Below are 16,088 nucleotides of genomic sequence, written 5' to 3'. Positions count from 1 at the left end.
AATGCCGAGTATGCAAGGGCAATCTAGGGAAACTCTCGCATAAGAGGTTCTCATGCTAAACAGACTTCCTTCTTCCATTTCAGCCCTTCTCGACGCTCGTGCCAACGGTCACTCGCTGCCGGCCGGGCTGTATGTCAGAGAAGATGTGTTCGAAGCAGACATCGACGTCTTCTTCCACAATCACTGGATCTGTGTCGGCCTCGACTGTGACGTTCCCGAACCCGGCGACGCCACGGTGATCGACATCGGCAAGACGAGCCTGATCCTCCTGCGTGACGACGACGGAGAAATTCGCGTCCTGCACAATGTCTGCCGCCATCGCGGCTCCCGCCTTCTCGATCCGGGCAAGACGATCGTCTCAAAACTCGTCTGTCCCTACCACACCTGGACATATGAACTGACGGGCGAGCTCAGCTACGCCCCCCACATGGGCAAGGACTTCGACAAGGAGTGTCGGAGCCTCAAGCCCGTCACCTTCAAGTCGATCGGCGGACTGATCTACGTCTGCCTCTCCGACAATCCGCCCGAGGATATCGCTCTCCTCGAGAAGGCCATGGTCGAGCGCCTCGCTCCCTACGACATCCGCAATGCCAAGATCGCTCACCAGACCGACGTCATCGAGGACGGCAACTGGAAGCTCACGATGGAGAACAATCGCGAATGCTACCATTGCTCCGCGAACCATCCCGAGCTTTGCGTCTCCTTCGTCGATCTCGATTTCGGCTTCGACCCCGAGACGCTGAGCCCGGAGGATCGCGAACAGGCCGAGGAGCATTTCAGGCTGTATGAAGAGCGGACGAAGGCGTGGGAGGCTGACGGCTTTCCCTCGGCTGCCGTCGAGCAACTCGCCGACTGTGCCACCAATTTCCGCACCCAGCGGCTGATCATCGCCGGCGCCGGTGAATCCCAGACCCACGATGCCACCGCCGCATCCTCCAAGCTGCTCGGGCACATGACCCGCAAGGATCTCGGCGACATGCATCTTTGGGGCCACAACAGCTGGAACCACTTCATGGGCGACCATGCGGTGGTGGCAACCGTCATCCCGCTGTCGGCGGGCAAGACGCTGGTCAGAACCAAGTGGCTGGTCCACAAGGACGCCGTCGAAGGCGTGGATTACGATCTCGACAAGCTGACGGATGTCTGGGTCGCAACGACCGACCAGGACGCCGATCTGGTGGCGCGCTCCCATGCAGGCGCTCTCGACCCGGCCTATCAGCCAGGCCCCTACTCCCGCTTCTCCGAGACGAACCTCGACAAGTTCGCCACCTGGTACATCGACCGGATGCGCGCCCATGGATACTAGGAGCCCGCAGGCGCCCGCAGCCAGGGCCGCTCTTGACGACGTCTGGAACCCGGAAGAAGACGACACGCTCGTTTGTCTCGACGTTCAGCAGGAGACCCACGACGTCAAGACATTCACCTTCGCATCGCGCGAGGGCAAGCGGTTCGCCTTCAAGGCGGGACAGTATTTTCTGTTCGATCTCGAGCACAATGGAGAGGCGGAAAACAGGTGCTACAGCATCTCGTCTTCGCCGCATCGGACGAATGCCTTCTCCGTGACGGTGAAGCGCGTTCCCGGCGGCAAGATCTCCAACTGGCTTCATGACACGCTGGTACCAGGGGCAGCCGTCAAGGCGAACGGTCCGCTCGGTCACTTCGTCAGGCCCCAGACGGCGGGACGTAAGCTTCTGCTTTTGTCCGGCGGCTCCGGCATTACACCCGTCATGTCCATTCTGCGTGAGATCGCCGACAGTTGCGAACCGGCCGACGTCGTCTTCATACATGCCGGCCGGACGCCCCAGGATCTGATCTTTCGCGACGAGCTCGCCTGCATCGCCCGCAGGCTGAAAGGTCTTCGCCTCCACTTTCTCCCGGAGACCGTTGCCGGCGAGCCGTCCTGGCCCGGCCTGACCGGTCGCATTTCGAAAGAATATATCGGGCTTGCCGTTCCCGATATCACTGAGCGAACCGTGATGTGCTGCGGTCCCGCCCCGTTCATGGCGGCTGCGCGCGGCATTGCCGCCGAACTCGGCGTCGCCGGCTCGAACTACCTGGAGGAAAGCTTCGACGCCGCTGTCATCGACGAACCCGAAATTCCCGCGGTTCAGGAGGCGACTGCCAAGGTTTTCCAGGTCACCTTCTCGAAACAGGCCCGCAGCATCGCGGTAACAGGCGAGCAGAGTGTGCTCTCATGCGCGAAGAAGGCGGGCGTCAGGATACCGTCATCCTGTGCGAACGGCGTCTGCGGCACCTGCAAGTCGAAGCTCGCCTCCGGGACGGTCGACATGAACCACAATGGCGGAATTCGCCAAAGGGAAATCGACGCCGGCTTCTTCCTGCCCTGCTGTTCGAAGCCGCTCAGCGATCTCGTCATCGAGCGCTGAGCGCCCGGTAACGTCGCATCATTCACCGACGACAAGGACTGACTTCGATGCTGCGCGACCAAAGCGATTCCGCTGAGCCGACCGGCTCGACGGTCTTCAAGGATGAGCGGAAGCAGGCATATCTCAATCCTGAGGGAGCGGATCGGCCTCTTATCAGTCCTGTGCCGGCCACGACGCTCGATCGGGCTCGCCGCTATCGTCTAGAGCGCCTGCGCGCGACGATGCGCGAATGGGACTGCGGCGCCCTGCTGCTCTACGACCCCGTCAACATCCGATATGCCTTCGATTCATCGAATATGAGCATTTGGACGATGCACAACGCCTCGCGCTACGCTCTGATCCTCGCCGATGGGCCGGCGATACTGTTCGAATTCGAAGGCGCCGAGCACGTCAATGACGGGCTTGCCGGCATCGACGAGATCCGGCCGGCGAAATCATGGATATTCTTCACGGCGGGCAACCTGATGGAATCCCGCCTGAAAGCCTGGGCGGACGAGGTCGCGGACCTCGTGAGCAGCCATGGCAGCAACAGGCGCGTTGCGGTGGACAGGCTCGAACCCGCCGGCGCCTTCGAACTGCGCGAACGCGGCTTCACGCTTGTCGACGGCCAGGAACTGGCGGAGCGGGCGCGATCGATCAAGAGCGCTGACGAAATCGAGCTGATGCGATGGACGATCCGTGTCTGCGAAGCCGGCATGGCGCGGATGTACGAGATGTCAGAGCCCGGCCGCACCGAAAGAGAAATCTGGGCCGAGCTTCACTTCGAAAACGCCCGCAGCGGCGGCGAGTGGCTGGAGACCAAGCTCTTGACCGCTGGCCCGAGAACGAACCCCTGGTATCAGGAGTGTTCGGACTACGTCATCAAGCGCGGGGAAATGATATCCTTCGACACCGATATGATCGGACCCTACGGCTATTGCGCCGACCTCTCGCGGTCGTGGACCGCAGGGCATGTCGCCATGAACGCCAAGCAGAAGGAACTTTACGCGGCGGCCAGGGATCAGATCGAGCACAATCTCGCAATGCTGAAGCCCGGCATGACGTTCGGAGAATTCAACACGCAGTCGTGGCGGATTCCGGAGAAATACCAGCCTTATCGATACACGCTTGCTCTGCACGGAACCGGAATGGCGGACGAGTGGCCGGGGATCCTTCTGCATCCGGATTTCGACCCGGATTTCAGCGGCGCCATCGAGGAGGGCATGGTGCTCAACGTCGAAAGCCTGATCGCCGAAGCCGGATCCGAGAGCATCAAACTGGAAACCCAGGCTCTGATCACGGCCAGGGGCGCCGAGCGGCTGGACACGTTTCCGTGGGAAGAGATCTGAGTAAACTCAGTGCGCTCTCAAAGCGGCTGCGCGATGCTGCGACGGCGTCTGCCCGAATGTGCGCTTGAAGGTTCTCGTGAACTGCGAGGCGTTTTCAAAGCCGACATCGAGCGCGATCTCGATCAGCGGCGCCTTCGACTGGGCAAGGATCGATTTCGCCCGCTCCATGCGAACACGATTATAGGCCTTGGCGGGAGACATTCCGGTCTTGTCGATGAAGATCCTCTCCAGTTGCCGCCTTGACAGGCCAACCATGGCGGCAAGCTTCTGAATCGACATGCTGCCGTCGACGAACTGTTCCATCGTAATCATCGCCGCCTTGACGCGGGCGTCTTCATACTCGTCGTAGAGCGGCCGCCGCGGCTGTATATCCGCCGACGTCCGGGCCTTTTCGATCTGAAGCACTTCAAGCGCGTTTCGCTCGGCGTCCCGGCTGATGCGTTTCCTGACCAGCAATGCCGCCATGTCGGCGGAACTGCTGCCGCCTGCGCAAGAGCCGCGCTGGCGATCGAGATTGAAGAGCCGGTCGGAACGAACGCTGAGCTCGGGAAAGCGCTCGCGAAATTCCTTGTAATGCAGCCAGCTCACACAGGTTTCGTGCCGCTTCATCAGGCCGGCCTCAGCAAGGATGAACGAACCCGTGCACACGCCGATCAACGGCACCTTTTTGGTATCCGCCTGTTTGAGAAAGGCGACGGTCTGCTGGTCGACGGGGTTCTCCACCGTCAGAAGGCCGCCGACGACCACGATGTAGTCGAACTTCGCCGGGTCGACGAAATCGGAGGTCGGCGCAACCTGAACGCCGCAGCTCGCGGTGATCAGGTGCCTCGTGCTGCCGATCACCTGCCAGTCGGCAAGAAGCCTTCCGGAACGATCCTGCTCGTCGCTGGCCAGGCGCAACGTATCCACGAAGAGTGCGAAGGCCGACAGCGTGAACGAGCGCGCCAGAACGAACCCGACCTTCAGCCGGCCAGCCGATCTTGCGGCGTCGTCTGCTTGGCGTTGCTGATCGGGTCGCATAGTCATCTCCCTGCCGAAAACGCGCTCATCGGATCTGAAAGCCATGCGCCAGCGGATCACGATCGTCAACGAAAATGGTGTTATGTCCGATGACGCGCGCCCAGCCGCCGATGCTGGGAAGAATGCCGTTGTAAGACCCAACGCTCGCCTCGGCTTCGACCCGGCCCTCGAAGATGGTTCCGATCAGGCTTTCATGCCGGTATCTCGACCCGATGGTAAGCCGTCCCTTCCCATAGAGCTGGGCCATGCGGGCGGAGGTGCCGGTGCCGCCCGGCGAGCGATCGATGGCCTTTTCGCCATAGAAGACGGCGCAGCGTCCATCCGAGACGTCATTCACCGGTCGGTCGCACCAGATGGCGTGATGCACGCCGCGAATCCTCGGGTCGTCGGGATGGACGGGATCGCAGATACCGGCAAGCGCTGACCTCAGTCTCTGGCTGCAGCCGACAATGTCGGATGCGGTCATGCCGTCGAGGCCGCTCCAGTTATCCTGTGGTTCGATGACCGCATAATAGTTGCCGCCATAGGATATATCGACGCGCAGACGACCCATTCCCGGCACATCCACCTCGACATCAGCCTCATGGAGATAGCTCGCCACATTGTGGAGACGAACGGAATCGACATATCCGTCCTTCTCCTCATAGGTCACGTCAACCCTCCCCGCAGGCGTCTCGATGGCGACCCGGCCGGGTTCGCGCGGCTTGACCAGCCCCTCCTCGATCGCGGCGGTCACGGTGCCGATGGTGCCGGCGCCGCACATCGGCAGGCAGCCGCTCACTTCGATGAACAGCACGGCGAAATCGCAATCCTGCCGATAGGCCGGATAGATGATCGCCCCCGACATGATGTCGTGCCCTCTGGGCTCGAACATCAGTGCCTTGCGCACCCAGTCATGATCGCGGACGAAGATCTCCCGGCGCTCGCCGATCGGTGCATGGGCCAGCAGCGGACCACCTCCGGCGACCAAGCGGACGGGATTGCCGCAAGTATGCGCATCGATGCAGAAGAAGCTGTTTCTCATCTCTCTATGTCCTTGCTCATTTCGCCTTCGGCAGCCTGTCGCGGTCGAGCAAGCCGCGGGACAGCCGGTCGAGCAGAAGGGCGACGGCGACGATCGCCAGGCCCGCCCTGAGACCAAGCCCCATCTCCATGCGCGTCAAGCCGCGCGTCACCTCAGCACCGAGACCGCCGGCACCGACGAGGCCGGCCAGCACGACCATGGCCAGCGACAGAAGGATGCACTGGTTGAGCCCGACCAGGAGCGTCTGCTTGGCCAAGGGGATCTCGATCTTCCAAAGCACCGAGCGAGGCGGCGCGCCGATGGCGCTGCCGAGTTCGATGAATTCCTTCGGCACCTGGTTGAACGCCAGCGTGGTCAGTCGGAGCATCGGCGGAATGCCATAGACGATGGTGGCGATGATTGCCGGCACGCGTCCAAGGCTGAAGATCATCACCGCAGGAATGAGATAGACCCACGGCGGCACGGTCTGCATCACATCGAGAACCGGGCGAACCATCGCCTCCAATGTCTTGTAGCGCGAGCACAGGACACCGATCGGGAAGGCGATGAGCACCGAGATCAGGACCGCGACGGTGACCAGAGACAGGGTCTGCATCGATGCCGTCCACAGCCCCATGAGGAGACAGAAGCCCAGGCAAAGACCGGCCAGGATCGCGGCGCGCAGACCGACGGCGACGAATGCCAGAACGACGACGATCGCGATGAGCCCATAGGGCGGCACGAAGAGCAGTGCCGCTTCGAATCCGGAAAGCACCGCCTCGACCAGGTAGCTGATCGCCGCAAACAGCGGATGAAGGTTGGTGTTGAGCCAATCGACGGATGGCGCCAGGAAAGCGCCGGGCGAAAACTGCAGGATGGACGGATTCATGACTTCCTCCCCGTTCCCAGACGAGCCGCACTCTGGGTTATGCGATCAAGCACCATGGTCAGAACCACGATGGCGATCGCTCCATTGATCGAGGTCGCGATGTCGAGCGTTCTGATCGCGCCGTAGATCGTCTCGCCAAGCCCGCCGGAACCGACGATGCCTGCGATGACGACCATGCCGAAGGCCATCATCAGGCTCTGGTTGATGCCCGCCATGATGCTCGGCAGCGCGAAGGGAAGGCGGATCTTGAAGAACATCTTCGCTGGCGTCATCCCAAGCGCCTCTCCGAGTTCGATGAACTCCTTGGGCGTCATCCGGATACCGAGAGACGTCAGGCGGATTGCCGGCGGCACGGCGACGATCACAGTCGCGATCAATGCCGTCGCCGGTCCATAGCCGAGCAGAGCAATCGCCGGCAGCAGGTAGATGTATGGCGGAAGCGTCTGGATCAGGTCCAGGCCGGGCTCCATGAAACGATCGAGGGCGGGAAAGAAGCCGGCCATAATGCCGATCGGGATGCCGATCACCAGGGCGAGCGTGGTTGCGGTCAAGACCAGCGCCAGCGTGCTCATCGTCTCCGGCCAGAGTCCCATGGAAAAACAAAGCGCCAGCGCGACGCCGCTCAGCAGGGCGAACCAGACATTGACCAGCCGCCAGCCGACGAGCGCCACGATCAGCGCGATCAGATAGAATGGCGGAAGTTCCAGGAGCCATAAGATCCCGGCATAGAGCCCTTCGAGAACCTGTCTAATGGAATCGAAAAGGAACTCGCCATTGTCGCTCACCCATTCGAGCGCGGAATCGGTCCATTCGTCAAAAAGATCGATGAAGCCTGAACTATCCATGTCAATCAGCTCCAGTTGGTGGACGCCGCCGGCAGATCGTGGGCGGATGGTCCCTTGACGCCCATCAGCAGGCTGCGCGGCGTGACCACGCCGACAATCTGACCATTGTCCACGACGGCGATGGCGTCGCGCTCCGACTGCATCGTCAATGTGATGAGTTCGTCGATGTCGGCGTCCGGCGTCGTGCGCGCCAGCGACGCGATGTCGGAATTCGGCGCGCTTTGCTGGAATTCGGCGACACTGCGCATGACGGAATGCGCCTTGATCAGATGGAGACGGGATATGCCGGCGACGAATTCGGCGACATAGGCATCCGCCGGGTTGAGGATGATCTCCTCGGCCGTGCCGGTCTGGATGATGACGCCGTCCTTCATGATCGCAATGCGGTCGCCGATCCGGATCGCCTCGTCGAGATCATGGGTGATGAAGACCGCGGACTTGCCCAAGGCTTTCGTCAGCTGCCGGAATTCGTCCTGAAGCTGGCGCCGGATGAGCGGATCGAGCGCGCTGAACGGCTCGTCCATCAGAATGATCTCTGGGTCGGAAGCGAGCGCACGGGCGAGACCGACGCGTTGCTGCATGCCGCCCGAGAGCTCGCCCGGATACCGGTTCACCCAGTCTGCGAGGCCGACCTTCTCGAGCGCGGCAACGGCGGTCTTGTTTCGCTCCGGCTTGGTTATTCCCTGCACCTCGAGGCCGAAGGCCGCATTTTCCAGGACTGTGCGGTGCGGCAACAGAGCGACGCTCTGAAACACCATGCCGATGTTCCTGGCGCGCATCTGCCGGAGATCGACCGGAGACAGGGCGGCGAGGTCGCGCCCCTTGACGAGGACCTTGCCGGCGCTCGGCGTGATCAATTTGTTGAGCAAGCGGATGAGCGTGGATTTTCCGCTTCCCGACAAGCCCATGATGCAGAAGATTTCGCCGCGCCGCACCTGGAGGCTCGCCTCGGACACGCCGACGACGCAGTTGTATTCCTTCAAGACCTCTTTTTTGCCGAGGCCGCGCTCCTTGATCGACTTCATTGCCGCAGCGGACTTGTCACCGAAGACTTTCCAGAGGGACTGGCAGTCGATCAGGACATCATTGATATCGGCAGTTACGGTTTTCATAGCGATCCCCTTGAGCCAATCGGCGCTGGCTTCTCTCGTTGAATCTCCCAGCGTCCTTTGCGCGTCCAAAAGAACGCGCGGCGCTGTAGGATGGCCGCCCGACGGATCGGACGGCCACGACGTGGTTAGTTCTTCTTGATGTTTTCCCAGCGCTTGATCAGGTCGGCATGGGCACCGATCCAATCCTGCACGGCCTGGTCCATGGTCTTGCCTTCATTGACCGCGCCGTTGATGGCAGTGATGTCGGCGAGCGGCACATAGACGCTGGCCATCACTTCGCGCGCATGCGGGTTCTCTGCGGAGAAGCCCTTATGGCCGATCCAGTAGTAGCTCTGCGGCGGCGGGAAGATGCCCTTCGGATCCTTGAGGTACTTGACCTCGTACTTCTGGACCATCCAGGACGGCTCCCAGATCGTCACCGCGATCCACTCCTTGCGATCATAGGCGGACTTCAGCGCCGCCGTCATCGCGGCGGTGCTGCCCTCGACGAGCTGGAGCTTGAGGCCGTAGTCCTTGACCGCATTCGAGGTATCGCGCATCAGGCCAGCGCCCGGTTCGATACCGATGATCTTGCCGCCGAACTTGTCGGCGTTTTCATTGAGCTGTTCCAGCGAGTCGATCGGGACATATTTGGGAACCGCAACACCCTGATAGAGGCCGTGCGAAACCGGCGAGATCTTTTCGAGGCGGTTCTTGTTCTTGTCCCAGTAGTCCTGCGCGACATAGTCCGTCTGCGAGGTGAGAACCTGGATGTCACCCTTGGCAAGAGCGGCATAGGCGATGCCCCATTCGGAGAACTCGGTCACCTTGACGGTGTAGCCCGCGTCTTCGAGAACCTTCTTGGTGATACCGGTGATGGGCGTCAGATCTTCCCACGACATCGTTCCCATGGTGATCGTCTTTTCTTCCGCGCGAGCAGGAAGGATGCTGACCCCGATCATTGCAGCGGCGCAGAGCGCCTTCCACAAATTTTTCATTGTTCTTACTCCTGTTTTACGTTCCCATTCTCATTGAAGTCTGCGAGCGGGCAGCTTCACATTGCGCGGGCCGAGGGATCATCCCTCGCGGCCAGCACGCAATTCCTGCAGGCGGATGACCGAGTTGACGCCGAGCCACGCGATGGGCTCGGGCGGCAATCTCACCGGTTCCGGCTGGTTCTTGTATTTGTCGAGTTCGGAGCTTGCGGCGCCTGTCGCCAGATCGGCCGCCATCATTCCCGCAAGCGTGCTCTTGACGGTGCCGAGACCATTCTCGCAGCAGGCGGAAAAAAGCCCTTCCTCGACTTCGCCGAATGCCGGCACGTGGTTTCGGCTCAGGCAGAGCGCACCCGCCCAGCTAAACTCCATCGGCAGGCTTTCCATTCCGGGGAAGCGAGCGTCGAACGAGCGGCGCTGCTCGGCCGCCACGCCGGCGACCCGCTTCTCCGACACCTGGAGGCTCGGGTCGTAAGTGAACCGCGTCCTGATGACGATCCTCGAACGGCCATCTGTGGTGATCTTGCGCACCGTCGCGCCCATCGGGTCGGCCGGCAGCAGCGCCCAACGGTCTGCGCCGGTGATATCGCCGCCGAATTCGTTCTGGGAAAAGGCCGATGTCATCGACGCGTAGGTGAATATGTGCATCAGCCGCCCGCGGAAATGGCCGAAGCTTTGAATATGGCCGTTCACGCCCAGAATGACCTTCGGCGCGGAGACCGATCCGCGAGCCGTCTTCGCCTTCCAGGACTTTCCCTCGCGGGAAAGCTCCAGCACCGGCGAGTGCTCGCGGATGGCGATCTTTGCGCTAAGTCCGCGCGCCAGGCCGCGGATATAGTCGGCGGGCTGGATCATCACCGCGCCCGGCGTATAGAGCCCACCGCGATAATAGCGCGAGCCCGTCATCTCCCGCATCTGATCGGCATCGAGAACGCGATGCTGCTCACCGATCTTTTCGAGCGACTTCCTGTAGTTGTCGTTGAGCCCGAGCCCCCGGTCGGAGGCCGCGGCATTCACCTTGCCCGCTGGATCGAAGGTTTCCCTGGACAGGCCGTATTCCGCCGCGACATCGGCTGCGAAGGAAATCGCCAGACGGTTCTGTCGAATCTCGTCCTTGGTCGCCTCTTCGTCGGCCACCGAATACTCGCCGGAAGAGAGATTGTGCGGCACGTCGATCATGAAGCCGGAATTTCTCCCGGCCGGACCCTTGGCGACTTCACGCGCCTCCAGGACGACGATCTTGTCCTGAGGGCGCAACTGCGAGAGGCGGCGGGCCGCCGACAGACCGGCAAATCCGGCGCCGACAATCAGCCAGTCCGCGGTAATGTCGTGTTCAAGCGCCATTGCGGGAAAGGCGCGTTCGCTGATCGCCTCCCATCCCGAAACGCCGGTATCGATCGGCAGGCGCTTGATCACATGGCGGCTCATCGGATCGTCTCGTCGACCGACCGTTCGGATACGTCGATCCAGATGGTCTTGAGTTCGCAGTAATTGTCGTGAGCGAAGACCGACTTGTCGCGGCCGCCGAAGCCGGACTCCTTGTAGCCGCCGAACGGCGTGCTGGCGTCGCCTTCTCCGAAGCAGTTGACGGTGACGACGCCGGCGCGGATCTCCCGCGAGAGCCTGATGGCGTTCCGCAGGCTACCGGTATAGACGGACGCCGTCAGGCCGTAGTTCGTGTCGTTGGCAAGGGCGATCGCCTCGGCCAGCGAATTGAAGGTCGTCACCGAAAGCACCGGGCCGAAAATTTCTTCCTGGAAGAGGCGGCTGGCCGGCGTCACGCCCTCGACCACCGTCGGTTCGATGAAGATGCCGTTATAGGTTTCACCGCCATGGGCGATCGAGAGCTTCTCCGTCTTGGCGTCGTCGAGGAAAGACTTCACCTTTTCGAAATGCGCCTTGCTGACGAGCGCGCCGATGCGGTTTGCCGGGTCGAGCGGATCGCCGGTCTTCCATTCGCGCATATAGGCGCCGATGCGTTTCAGCAGTTCGTCCTTGATCTTGGCATGAACGATCAGACGCGAGGTGGCCGAGCAGTTCTCGCCCATGTTCCAGAAGGCGCCGTTAACGACCTGCTCGGCAACGAGGTCCAGGTCTTCGGCATCGTCGAGAACCACCGCGGGGTTCTTGCCGCCGCATTCGAGCACCACCTTCTTGAGGTTCGAGTCGGCGGCGTAGCGCAGGAAGCGGCGGCCGGTGGGCGTCGATCCGGTGAAGGCCACCATATCGACATCCATATGCAGGCCGATCGGCTCGCCGACCTCCTTGCCGCCGCCGGTCACGACGTTGAAGACGCCCGCCGGGATACCTGCTTCATGAGCGAGCTCGGCGACGCGCAGCGTGGTAAGCGTCGTTTCCTGCGCCGGCTTGACGATCACCGAGCAGCCGGCGGCAAGCGCCGGGCCGATCTTCCAGGCCAGCATCAGCAGTGGGAAATTCCACGGCAGCACGCATCCGACAACACCGATCGGCTCGCGCACGATCATCGTCAGCGCGTTGGCGCCGACCGGAGCGGTGTTGTCATAGAGCTTGTCGATCAGCTCGGCGTGCCAGCGGAGCGTATGAATGGTATCGGCAACATCGACCGCCTGGCATTCGCCGACCGGCTTGCCGCTGTCGAGGCTCTCCATGACGGCGAGTTCATGACGATGCTCCTCCAAGAGTTTGGCGAGCTTGAGGAGCACCGCCTTGCGTTCGGCCGGCGAACGCAGCCGCCAGCGGCCATCGTCGAAGGCTTGCTTCGCCTTGGCGACGGCGGCGTCGACGTCGGAGGCATCGCATGCAGCGATCTCGGCGAGAACCTCACCCGTCGCAGGGTTCGTGGAGGTGAACGTCTTACCGGAGTTCGCCGGACGGAACGCGCCGTCGACGAAGGCATTCGTCGGAAGTTGAAGACCGGCGGCGATCGCCTTGTATTCGGCTGCGGTCAAGGGTTCATGCATGGTTTGCTCCCGACGTGATTTGGCTGACCGTGCGCTTCAAGGTGGCGACGACGGTCTGAAGTGTTCGTTTTTCTTCCGAGTTGAGCGGGCGCAGCGGCGCGCGCACCGAGCCGACGTTCAGCCCGATCAATTCGCATCCGTGCTTGATCGACTGGACGAACTTGCCGCATTCGAGGAAATCCATCAGCGGCAGCATCGCGGTCATGATCGCCCGGCCCTTGTCGAAATTCTTTTCGACGACGCAGGCTTCATAGAGGGCGACATGTTCGCGCGGCAGGAAATTGGAGCCGGCGCAGACCCAGCTCTTCGCGCCCCAGGCGAAGAATTCGAGCGCCTGGTCGTCCCAGCCGCAAGACAGTGAAATATGCGGAAATTTCCGGGCAAGCAGGTGAAGGTTGCCCATGTCGCCGGAGCTTTCCTTGATGGCGACCACGTTCTTCGACTTGCCGACGCGGGAGAAATATTCTTCGCCCATCACGACACCCATGCGCGCGGGATAGTTGTAGAGCATGATCGGCAGGTTGGCCGCGCGGTCGACGGTCAGAGCGTGGACCGCATTCTCGCGTTCGGTCGGCAGCGCGTAGGGCGGTGACGACACCAGGATTGCATCCGCGCCGATGTCCTTCGCCGCCTTTGCGTATTCGACCGAATCTTCGGTGCGCGTGGCGCCGGTCCCGATAATAAGCGGCAGCCGCGTGCCGATGACGTCCCTCGCATAGGCTGCGAGGTCGAAGCGCTCCTGGCTGCTCTGGGCGTAATACTCGCCCGTCGAGCCGCCGACGATGATGCCGTGGACGCCGGCCTCGATCAGCGACTCGAGCACGGCGGCAAATCCGGCTTTGTCGATCTGGCCATTTTGATCGAGCGGCGTCACCGCCGGCGTATAGATCCCCTCAAACTTCACGATGACTTCTCCAATATTTGCGTGGCGGGGCCGCCGAGGAAGGCGTCCGCCTTGAGGCCTTGCGGGGCGATGAACATCTCCATGTTCTCGCGGGACAATTCCCAGTGTTCGAAGACGAGGTCGACGACGGCATTCTCATCGTGGGCGCCGAGCGCATCAATGAAGCTGTCATGATGGTCGACGGCCACCTGAAGCCGCCGCTTCATGTCCTCGTTCCTCGGCCGGAAGAAGGTGTGGCCGATGCGCGCGTGGTCGATCAGCAGCCGGCCGAGGCTCGGCTGCAGATAGACGTTGCCCGACATCTCGCCGAAAATTTCGTGAAAACGATTGTTCTCGAGGACCATCGCCAGCGGATCCATGTTCTCGCTGGCGGCGCGGAACCGCTCCTGGGTCTGCTTCAGGTCTGAAAGCTGGGCGGGTTTGAAATTCTGCACGGCGAGACGGCCGATCGCCGCGTAGATCATCGGTGCGACGAGAAAGAAATTCCGCAGGGTGGAATGGTTCATCGGGATGACCCGCGCACCCCTGTTCTCGCGGATGTCGATATAACCCTCGCCGGCAAGGCGCCGAAATATGTCGCGAACCGGCGTCCGCGAGAGCCCGTATCTTTCACTCAAACTGGCTTCGTCCAGATCGGCGTCCGGGTCCAGTTCCATCGTCAGGATCTGCCGTTTCAGGTCTTCGTAGAGATTGCTCTTGGGTGTCTTCGCCATCGTCGCTCTCCGGCCAGTCGTTGCTCTACGCCGTGAAAATGGCACGCTTGTCGGAAGGAGTCAATAATTGTGTACTTTGCGTACACAATTAGTATTTATAGAATACACAATGATGCCGAGCGCTATGGTCGCGATGCCTGTAAGGCGCCGCTTCAACGTGCTGACAATGATCGACATTCCGCGGCGGCGACCGCCGCGGCGTTCTTGTCAGCGGATTACCGTGGCAGGTCGGTGAGAATGTCTCTGGAGTTGACGTCGATACGACGTCGGTCATCAGGCCTCGAAGCCTGGACGCCGGCGACCCGGCGCGCGGCCATTGCGGAATATCTCGTTTCCGGTGGCGGCGGTTTTGTCGGGGAGCGCCGGCCCGGCGCTCCCCGGGGTCGATTAAGACGCCAGAACGCCGCTCTTCTTGGCGGTCCAGGTGGCCATGTAGTCCATAAGGCCAGGGTTTAGGCAATCGTAAGGCTCGAGGCCGGACGCCCTCAACTGCGCCCTGACGGCGTCCATCTTCGCGGGGTCGAAGCCGCTCTCGATGATCGACGACACGAAGGCCGCAAAGCCCGGCTTCGCCCAGCCGCTTTCCTGGAAGCGTTCCGGATGGACGAAGGACAATCCCTGGAACGGATGTTCGCGCACGACCGGCCCATACATATGCACGCCGCATTCCTTGCAGGCATGGCGCTGGATCAAGGCGGCGGAATCGACGACGGCGAGCTTATCGCCGTTCTCCAGCACTTCGACGCTTTCGGTCGGAGCGACCGCCACGACCGAGAAGACGGCGCCCTCGGGCTTCCAGCACTTGGTGCAGCCACAGGCATGATTATGGGCGATATCGCCCTTGATCTTCACCTTGACCGGATTGCTTGCGCATTTGCAGACGAGCGTCCCGCCTGCGAAAGCAGCGTCAGTCGCCCGAAAGCCTGAATCCACTGCCGGATGTATGGCTATGCTGGTCATGGGTTTCTCCTCCCCTTCTGGGCCGTTTGCGATATGCCCGGCCAAGCTCTGCAATCAGTCTCCCAATCTCCGCGCGTGCCAGCGCAGATGGTCTTCCATGAATGTCGAAATGAAGAAGTAGGAGTGGCCGTACCCGTCCTGCATGCGAAGCCGCAGGCTGATGCCGGCCGTCTCGCAGGCCTGCCTGAGCTCTTCGGGGCGCAATCCGTCCTGCAGGAAGCTATCCGCCGTGCCTTGGTCGACGAGGAATTCCGGGAACCGGTGCCCGTCTTCAATCAGCGAGCAGGCATCATAGGCCCGCCAGTTCCTTTCATCCGATCCGAGGTATTTCTGGAATGCCGGCTTTGACCAGCCGGAGACCGAGGGATGGCTGATCGGCGCAAAGGCCGAGCAGCTGCCGAAGCGTTCGGGGTGCTTGAGCGCGATCGTGATCGCGCCATGCCCCCCCATCGAGTGGCCGAAGATTCCCTGCCGCGTCATGTCGACCGGAAACTCGGCCGCGATAAGCTTCGGCAATTCATCGACGATGTAGCTGTACATCCGATAATTCTGTGCGAACGGCGGCTCGGTGGCGTCGACGTAGAAGCCGGCACCCTTGCCGAACTGCCAATTATCCGGCTCGTCCGGGACGGTATCGCCCCGCGGACTGGTGTCGGGGCAGACGATGATAATACCGAGTTCTGCGGCAAGACGCCGATACTCGCCCTTTTCCACGACGTTCGCATGAGTGCAGGTCAGACCGGATAGGTACCATAGAACCGGCAACTTCCGTCCTTTGGCCTGCGGCGGTAGGAATACCGCAAAGGTCATGTCGCAGTCGCAGACATCCGAGCGATTGATGTAAACGCCCTGGGTGCCGCCATGAGAATTTTCGGTCGAGATGGTTTTCATGGCTCAGTAGACTACCACGCCGCGAATGGACTTGCCCGCATGCATCAGCTCGAAGCCCTTGTTGATGTCTTCGAGCGGCATGGTGTGGGTGATCATCGGATCGATCTGGATCTTGCCCTG

Annotated in this window: 15 protein-coding genes and 1 pseudogene; 3 read left to right on the top strand and 13 right to left on the bottom strand. The window is 61.6% G+C overall.

Annotated features, from left to right (window positions below; all coding sequences use genetic code 11):
- The first annotated feature begins 52 nt into the window (after positions 1-52).
- From FHT79_RS17560 to FHT79_RS17550, 3 genes are read left to right on the top strand one after another with little or no spacing between them, the layout of a single operon-like run.
- The gene (locus FHT79_RS17560; protein ID WP_183903802.1) at positions 53-1,306 is read left to right on the top strand and encodes an aromatic ring-hydroxylating dioxygenase subunit alpha; all 1,254 of its coding nucleotides are present in this window, start codon (positions 53-55) and stop codon (positions 1,304-1,306) included.
- Positions 1,296-2,387, top strand: coding sequence for an FAD-binding oxidoreductase (locus FHT79_RS17555; RefSeq protein ID WP_183903801.1), 1,092 nt, complete (start codon positions 1,296-1,298; stop codon positions 2,385-2,387). The genes FHT79_RS17560 and FHT79_RS17555 overlap by 11 nt, the downstream gene beginning before the upstream one ends.
- Before the next feature lie 47 nt (positions 2,388-2,434).
- Entirely contained in the window at positions 2,435-3,715 is a 1,281-nt protein-coding gene (locus FHT79_RS17550) for a Xaa-Pro peptidase family protein (protein WP_183903800.1), read from the top strand.
- Between the two features lie 6 nt (positions 3,716-3,721).
- Here FHT79_RS17550 and FHT79_RS17545 read toward each other — a convergent pair whose 3' ends face one another.
- From FHT79_RS17545 to FHT79_RS17485, 13 genes and pseudogenes are all read right to left on the bottom strand, one after another.
- On the bottom strand, positions 3,722-4,735 hold the full coding sequence (locus FHT79_RS17545; RefSeq protein WP_183903799.1) for a GlxA family transcriptional regulator: 1,014 nt from the start codon (positions 4,733-4,735) through the stop codon (positions 3,722-3,724).
- A gap of 25 nt (positions 4,736-4,760) precedes the next feature.
- Positions 4,761-5,759 carry a 4-hydroxyproline epimerase gene (locus FHT79_RS17540; RefSeq protein ID WP_183903798.1) on the bottom strand — a complete coding sequence of 333 codons (999 nt, stop codon included), beginning with the start codon at positions 5,757-5,759 and terminating at the stop codon, positions 4,761-4,763.
- 16 nt (positions 5,760-5,775) lie between these two features.
- Positions 5,776-6,627 (bottom strand): ABC transporter permease subunit, encoded by an 852-nt coding sequence (locus tag FHT79_RS17535; RefSeq protein ID WP_183903797.1) that lies wholly within the window; start codon positions 6,625-6,627, stop codon positions 5,776-5,778.
- A complete protein-coding gene (locus FHT79_RS17530) occupies positions 6,624-7,472 on the bottom strand; it encodes an ABC transporter permease subunit (protein WP_048338730.1) in 849 nt (282 codons plus the stop codon). The genes FHT79_RS17535 and FHT79_RS17530 overlap by 4 nt, the downstream gene beginning before the upstream one ends.
- 5 nt (positions 7,473-7,477) lie before the next feature.
- The gene (locus tag FHT79_RS17525; RefSeq protein ID WP_063473467.1) at positions 7,478-8,584 is read right to left on the bottom strand and encodes a glycine betaine/L-proline ABC transporter ATP-binding protein; all 1,107 of its coding nucleotides are present in this window, start codon (positions 8,582-8,584) and stop codon (positions 7,478-7,480) included.
- A gap of 125 nt (positions 8,585-8,709) precedes the next feature.
- The gene (locus FHT79_RS17520; protein WP_047619572.1) at positions 8,710-9,561 is read right to left on the bottom strand and encodes a glycine betaine ABC transporter substrate-binding protein; all 852 of its coding nucleotides are present in this window, start codon (positions 9,559-9,561) and stop codon (positions 8,710-8,712) included.
- Positions 9,562-9,639: 78 nt separating this feature from the next.
- Complete coding sequence (locus tag FHT79_RS17515) at positions 9,640-10,986, bottom strand: FAD-binding oxidoreductase (RefSeq protein WP_183903796.1); 1,347 nt, start codon at positions 10,984-10,986, stop codon at positions 9,640-9,642.
- Complete coding sequence (locus FHT79_RS17510; RefSeq protein WP_183903795.1) at positions 10,983-12,500, bottom strand: aldehyde dehydrogenase; 1,518 nt, start codon at positions 12,498-12,500, stop codon at positions 10,983-10,985. Before FHT79_RS17510 ends, FHT79_RS17515 begins: the two co-directional genes overlap by 4 nt.
- Entirely contained in the window at positions 12,493-13,404 is a 912-nt protein-coding gene (locus tag FHT79_RS17505; RefSeq protein WP_183903794.1) for a dihydrodipicolinate synthase family protein, read from the bottom strand. Before FHT79_RS17505 ends, FHT79_RS17510 begins: the two co-directional genes overlap by 8 nt.
- On the bottom strand, positions 13,401-14,117 hold the full coding sequence (locus FHT79_RS17500) for a GntR family transcriptional regulator (RefSeq protein ID WP_047619566.1): 717 nt from the start codon (positions 14,115-14,117) through the stop codon (positions 13,401-13,403). The genes FHT79_RS17505 and FHT79_RS17500 overlap by 4 nt, the downstream gene beginning before the upstream one ends.
- 387 nt (positions 14,118-14,504) lie before the next feature.
- Entirely contained in the window at positions 14,505-15,077 is a 573-nt protein-coding gene (gfa, locus tag FHT79_RS17495) for an S-(hydroxymethyl)glutathione synthase (RefSeq protein WP_047619564.1), read from the bottom strand.
- Between the two features lie 54 nt (positions 15,078-15,131).
- Positions 15,132-15,968: an S-formylglutathione hydrolase gene (fghA, locus tag FHT79_RS17490; RefSeq protein ID WP_183903793.1), complete on the bottom strand. Its 837-nt coding sequence runs from the start codon at positions 15,966-15,968 to the stop codon at positions 15,132-15,134.
- A gap of 3 nt (positions 15,969-15,971) precedes the next feature.
- Positions 15,972-16,088 (bottom strand): annotated as a pseudogene (locus FHT79_RS17485) (S-(hydroxymethyl)glutathione dehydrogenase); the annotation flags it as partial.

The sequence above is a fragment of the Rhizobium sp. BK212 genome, from assembly GCF_014197475.1.
GTDB lineage: Bacteria > Pseudomonadota > Alphaproteobacteria > Rhizobiales > Rhizobiaceae > Rhizobium > Rhizobium anhuiense.
The sequence above is the reverse complement of the archived record's forward strand: the minus strand, read 5'-3'. Positions and strand labels throughout refer to the sequence as shown.

Coding starts and splice junctions, on each gene's coding strand:
- FHT79_RS17550 (WP_183903800.1), top strand. CDS start 2,435: ATGCTGCGCGACCAAAGCGATTCCGCTGAGCCGACCGGCTCGACGGTC.
- FHT79_RS17535 (WP_183903797.1), bottom strand. CDS start 6,627: ATGAATCCGTCCATCCTGCAGTTTTCGCCCGGCGCTTTCCTGGCGCCA.
- FHT79_RS17555 (WP_183903801.1), top strand. CDS start 1,296: ATGGATACTAGGAGCCCGCAGGCGCCCGCAGCCAGGGCCGCTCTTGAC.
- gfa (WP_047619564.1), bottom strand. CDS start 15,077: ATGACCAGCATAGCCATACATCCGGCAGTGGATTCAGGCTTTCGGGCG.
- FHT79_RS17525 (WP_063473467.1), bottom strand. CDS start 8,584: ATGAAAACCGTAACTGCCGATATCAATGATGTCCTGATCGACTGCCAG.
- FHT79_RS17540 (WP_183903798.1), bottom strand. CDS start 5,759: ATGAGAAACAGCTTCTTCTGCATCGATGCGCATACTTGCGGCAATCCC.
- FHT79_RS17560 (WP_183903802.1), top strand. CDS start 53: ATGCTAAACAGACTTCCTTCTTCCATTTCAGCCCTTCTCGACGCTCGT.
- FHT79_RS17515 (WP_183903796.1), bottom strand. CDS start 10,986: ATGAGCCGCCATGTGATCAAGCGCCTGCCGATCGATACCGGCGTTTCG.
- FHT79_RS17520 (WP_047619572.1), bottom strand. CDS start 9,561: ATGAAAAATTTGTGGAAGGCGCTCTGCGCCGCTGCAATGATCGGGGTC.
- FHT79_RS17500 (WP_047619566.1), bottom strand. CDS start 14,117: ATGGCGAAGACACCCAAGAGCAATCTCTACGAAGACCTGAAACGGCAG.
- FHT79_RS17510 (WP_183903795.1), bottom strand. CDS start 12,500: ATGCATGAACCCTTGACCGCAGCCGAATACAAGGCGATCGCCGCCGGT.
- fghA (WP_183903793.1), bottom strand. CDS start 15,968: ATGAAAACCATCTCGACCGAAAATTCTCATGGCGGCACCCAGGGCGTT.
- FHT79_RS17530 (WP_048338730.1), bottom strand. CDS start 7,472: ATGGATAGTTCAGGCTTCATCGATCTTTTTGACGAATGGACCGATTCC.
- FHT79_RS17545 (WP_183903799.1), bottom strand. CDS start 4,735: ATGCGACCCGATCAGCAACGCCAAGCAGACGACGCCGCAAGATCGGCT.